We start from the raw sequence: 4,616 nt of genomic DNA on the forward strand, positions 1-4,616 counted from the left end.
TAGGAGTGGGCTGACCCTAAACGCCGGCAGCCCACTCAAACTCCACTTTGGCTTCGAAACTCGAACACCTACCCCTATGCGTTGACGCCGATGATCCCTCCCAGAGAGGACACTATGAGGGTGGAGACGCCCCGGACCGCGACGGACGCGGCGCTCATGGGCTCGCGGACGACCGCGGCTGAAACCGCCAAGAGGAGTACCAAGTACACGAGTCCCACCAGGAATCCGTTCCTCACTCCTCTCTCCCCCACTCTCCGTCCAACCCACAATCCGCCAATACCGGCACTCACGTAGCCAATCATCGGAATCGCAGTGGTTACCGTCTCTGGGCGGAAGGTGAACACGCTGACGATGATTCCACCCAGTACCGAAAGGACGATCGTGCACAGAAAACTGACTCCGGTACCGAAAGCGACCAGCTTCCAAAGGGGAATCTGGGCGCGGTCGCTCTCACGCCTGAGAGAGCCGGCCCCCATCTTCTGCTGCACCTCCTCGCAAGTGCTCTTCACCGGAAGAGTATTATGCGAGGGCTAGTCCTATTCTTCCCCTCTTCGAAGCGGATCTTTCAGTTGCTCCAAAACCTGCTGCATATCCTCCCATAAAGGACGTTTCTTCGCAGGGTCGCGCAGCAGCGCCGCCGGATGAAACGTGGGCATTATCATGGTATTCGCGACCCTTATCCACTGTCCTCGCGCTCGTGTGATGGAAGCGCCAGGGTCGACTAGAGCCCGAAGCGCGGTCGCACCCAGGAGAACTATGATTCTAGGGCGTATGAGCCTGATTTGGCGAGCCAGGAATGGCAGACAGGCCTCGATTTCGGCTGATTCCGGGACACGGTTGTAGGGGGGGCGGCACTTGACGATGTTGCCTATGAACACCTGATCTCGAGACATCCCCATAGCAGCGATGATCTTGTCCAGAAGCCGGCCGGCAGCTCCCACGAAGGGTCTGCCCTGGAGGTCCTCTTCGACACCGGGGCCCTCACCGATGAACATCAGGTCCGCATCGGGATTGCCTTCTCCAGGGACACTCCGAGTTCTGGTCTCGCCGAGCCGGCAGGCGCGACATCGTTCCACGGCCTGCGCAACTGCTGCGAGATCTGCAAGATCTTTGCGGTCGGGCACCCTGTCCCATGGGGCAGGCGGCACCACAGAGCGACCCACATGTTCTCGCTCGTGCTCTCTGACCACCGTGATCACGTCATCATCCCACGAACCCTGCTGAGACAAGTCCCCGAACAGCCCGAGCTGTCTCTCCTCCCCCATGACTGACAAGGTCCTCCTTGCTTTCCGCTTCGTCTTGATTATGCCACATTCGCAGCATGGGTTCCACCGCTGGGAGAATACCCACGAAGGCTGCGAGCCCCGTGCATTGGACAGCTTTCCGAACCTTTCGCCGATACTATCCGCAGGGTGGAGATGGTAGGAGCTGTTCTCGGTCGAGATCCCGTTTTGGAGCTCACGCGGCCGGGGCGTTGATCCCCGGCCGCGGATTGAGGCGGACTTCCCAGACGAGAAGCCTATCTCATGCCTGCTTGGAGCACAACATACCTCGGGTCGTTTATCACTACTACGGACTTGCGCCATAGCTCGGCCGCAAGATCCTGAGGGCTCTTGGCATACTGGGACCTGATCGCCCTTTCGACGTAGTCCCGCATTTCCTCGAAGACCGCCGGAACTACATCCACCCTATCGGTCACATGCACGATGTGGTACCCGTATTCCGTCTGCACAGGCTCGCTTATCTGACCTGGGGCGAGAGAAAACGCCGTGTCCTCAAATGCCCGCACCATCGCGCCCCGGGCGAAGAACCCGAGGTCCCCTCCTCTGACCGACGAACCTCTGTCGATGGACCACTCTCTCGCCAGTTCCGCGAAGTCTGCGCCTTCTGAGAGAAGTCTTTGGACCTCGCGGGCCTCCTCTTCGGTCTCCACGAGTATGTGGCTCGCCCTAACCTGTTCAGGCTCCTCATACTCAGCTCTGTGTTCCTCGAAGTAGCGGCGAAGGTCCTCCTCGGTCAGGGAGACATGGGCTGTGGATAGGTCGAAGACCAGAAGGCTGAGCTCAACCGACTCGGCTAGGTCTTGTTCGGTCATGCCGTACTGAGCCAGCACGCTCTCGAACGAAGGGCCGAGTTCTGCCCGGAGCTTTGCGATCTCCGCCTTCACCCTGGGAGGTTCGACACTGATACCCGCCTCCCGAGCGGCCTGGGATATGAGAGTCTCGCCTATCATCTGCGCAAGGACGCCCATTCCAGCAGCGTCTTCAAGCTTGTCCACGAAGGACTGGCGGGATATCTCCTCCCCGTTTACGACTGCGATAACCGGATCGCCCTCATCAGCTTTGGCCCACAGGACCGTCTCCGACTCGTTGCCCTCACGTACCACTCCGAGGGAGTGGATGTCGGAGACCCCGTCAGGCAGATCCAGCGTGAGGGAGGTACCGTCGGAAAGCCTCACCACAATGGTGGACGAGGCGCAGGCGGTTGCAGGAAGCAGTGCCAGCATGGTGAGGCAGAATAGGGCGGTTGTGGTCCTGAGTCTTGTGATCATTGAACCTCTTCCCTTTCGTTGACATTGCCCCGGTGGCTGCGCCGGAACACAACTTACCTTTCTCCCCTCACGCTGGGATTCCTGCAAGGAACTGAAAACCTGCGAGGACTGACGTCCTGCAACCCTCCATCACGCTGCGGCCACTGCCAAATATGGGACGAGGCGTCCCCGACCGGCTTTCTCCCATCCGGCCGGGGACCCTCTCTTACCTGCCGAAGCCTTGTTGGGAAGTCCTGTCCGCGCCTATGCAGCCACTGTTTTTTCCCTCTTGCGCCGACGCAAGCTCTCTTTCTGTAGCCGCAACGAATACAGAGGCTGCAGCGTCCCCAGTAATGTTCACTGTGGTTCTGGCCATGTCCAAGATGCGGTCGATCCCCGCGATAAGCCCAACGCCTTCAAGCGGGAGGCCGACCGAGGTCAAGACCATAGTCAGCATGATGAGCCCTGCTCCTGGCACGCCGGCTGTGCCGATTGAGGCCAGAGTCGCAGTCAGCACTATCGTAAGCTGCTGGCTCAAGGAGAGACCCAACCCGTAGACTTGGGCAACGAAGAGTGCGCAGACGCCCTGATACAGCGCAGTCCCATCCATGTTTATCGTGGCGCCGAGCGGTAGGACAAAGCTCGAAACCCCCTTCGGGACTCCCAGGTTCTCCTCCGTGCATCTCATGGTCACGGGCAAGGTGGCCGAGCTACTGGACGTGGAGAATGCTACGATCTGCGCAGGGAGAATCCCACGAAAGAACGCGGAGGGGCTCATCTTGCCGAAGCCAGACACGGTGAGACTGTAGACAATACCCATGTGCAACAGGCACCCGAGGTATACGGCGATTATGACCTTGAGGAACGGCAGCAGGACGGTTGCGCCGTACTTCCCGACCGTAGTCGCGATCAACCCGAACACGCCGTACGGCGCAAACTCCATGATCAAGGAAGTGAGCTTGTACATGACCTGTGCGAAGCTTTCGGTAACGTCCAGCACAGGTTTACCTCGCTCACCTATGAGCGCAATGGAGATTCCGATGAACAGGGCGAAGACGATAATGGGAAGCATCTGGACTTTAAGCATCGCATCAAGAGGGTTCGCTGGGAAGATGCCGACGATCGTATCGAGCAGACTCGGCGCTTTTCTGGCCTCGAAAGTCGCTGTGCCCATGTCCATTACAAGGCCGGAACCAGGTCTTATGACATTGGCGAGAACAAGCCCGATCAGCACGGCCAAGGCAGTCGTGATGAGGAAGTAGACTACGGTCTTCCCGCCCATCCGGCCGAGCTTCTTCACATCGCCCACTCCGGCCGCGCCAGCGACCAGAGAAGCGAAGACGAGGGGGACGATGACCATCTTGATGAGCGTGAGAAACAGGTTGCCCAAAGCGCCAAACAGGGCGGACGACGAAGCCTTCGCTCCGAAGATCAACCCAACGAGTACGCCAAGCACGAGGCCAATGAGGATCTTCTGGTAAAGCTTCAAACGAAACAACCTCCTTCCTACACTGTCTTTGGACAGTGAAATCGCCCCTCACAGTGAAGACCGGGTGTGCCCGGCCGGCGTCGGGATACACGAGGCTCCTAGGACCATCGATATTCGGCAGGAATTCCGAATAGGCCTTCAGGACACTCCTGTCCCACTTGCGTCTCTTTGGTTCCACCGTAGGATGCTAAGATACCGGCTTTGCGGAACTGCACTCCGTATGGCGGCGGGAGAACCCCGCACCCTCCTAGTCGCATGCTATAGCATATTCAGATCCGCTGGCGAATTGGCGGTACCGAGTCGAACTGGCCTGTTGGTGCTGGCGCGGCTGGCGCGACTGAGTAGAGTTTAAGTGGGTGGTACTCGCCGGGGGAGGCCCGGGGAGAAAAGAAGGACAGGGAGTCCTTTCCTCGAAACGAGCAAGCGGCTAAAACCAACTCGGAGGAGGTCGGGGTTTCTCTCACGTTTAGGAGAAGGCATTGCCGAGACCGGGAGAAGGGAGAGAACGTCTTCCTGCTGGACGAGGCGGTGGAGCTCGACGGAGGGACGCGCCTGAGCCCTCTGTTGAAGGAGGCTGCGGTCATCGCGGCTGTCCGT

General features: G+C 59.2%; 4 protein-coding genes. All 4 read right to left on the minus strand.

Features of this window, described 5'->3' with window-relative positions; translation table 11 throughout:
- Positions 1–74: 74 nt before the first annotated feature.
- Positions 75–476 (minus strand): TIGR04086 family membrane protein, encoded by a 402-nt coding sequence (locus NUW23_15100; protein ID MCR4427486.1) that lies wholly within the window; start codon positions 474–476, stop codon positions 75–77.
- A gap of 60 nt (positions 477–536) precedes the next feature.
- The gene (locus NUW23_15105; protein ID MCR4427487.1) at positions 537–1,076 is read right to left on the minus strand and encodes a uracil-DNA glycosylase; all 540 of its coding nucleotides are present in this window, start codon (positions 1,074–1,076) and stop codon (positions 537–539) included.
- A gap of 443 nt (positions 1,077–1,519) precedes the next feature.
- Positions 1,520–2,551 carry a peptidylprolyl isomerase gene (locus NUW23_15110; GenBank protein MCR4427488.1) on the minus strand — a complete coding sequence of 344 codons (1,032 nt, stop codon included), beginning with the start codon at positions 2,549–2,551 and terminating at the stop codon, positions 1,520–1,522.
- A 205-nt stretch (positions 2,552–2,756) separates the two neighbouring features.
- Positions 2,757–4,028: a dicarboxylate/amino acid:cation symporter gene (locus NUW23_15115; protein ID MCR4427489.1), complete on the minus strand. Its 1,272-nt coding sequence runs from the start codon at positions 4,026–4,028 to the stop codon at positions 2,757–2,759.
- Between the last annotated feature and the right edge of the window lie 588 nt (positions 4,029–4,616).

This window comes from Bacillota bacterium (genome assembly GCA_024655925.1).
In the GTDB taxonomy this organism is placed as follows: Bacteria; Bacillota; DTU025; order DTU025; family JANLFS01; genus JANLFS01.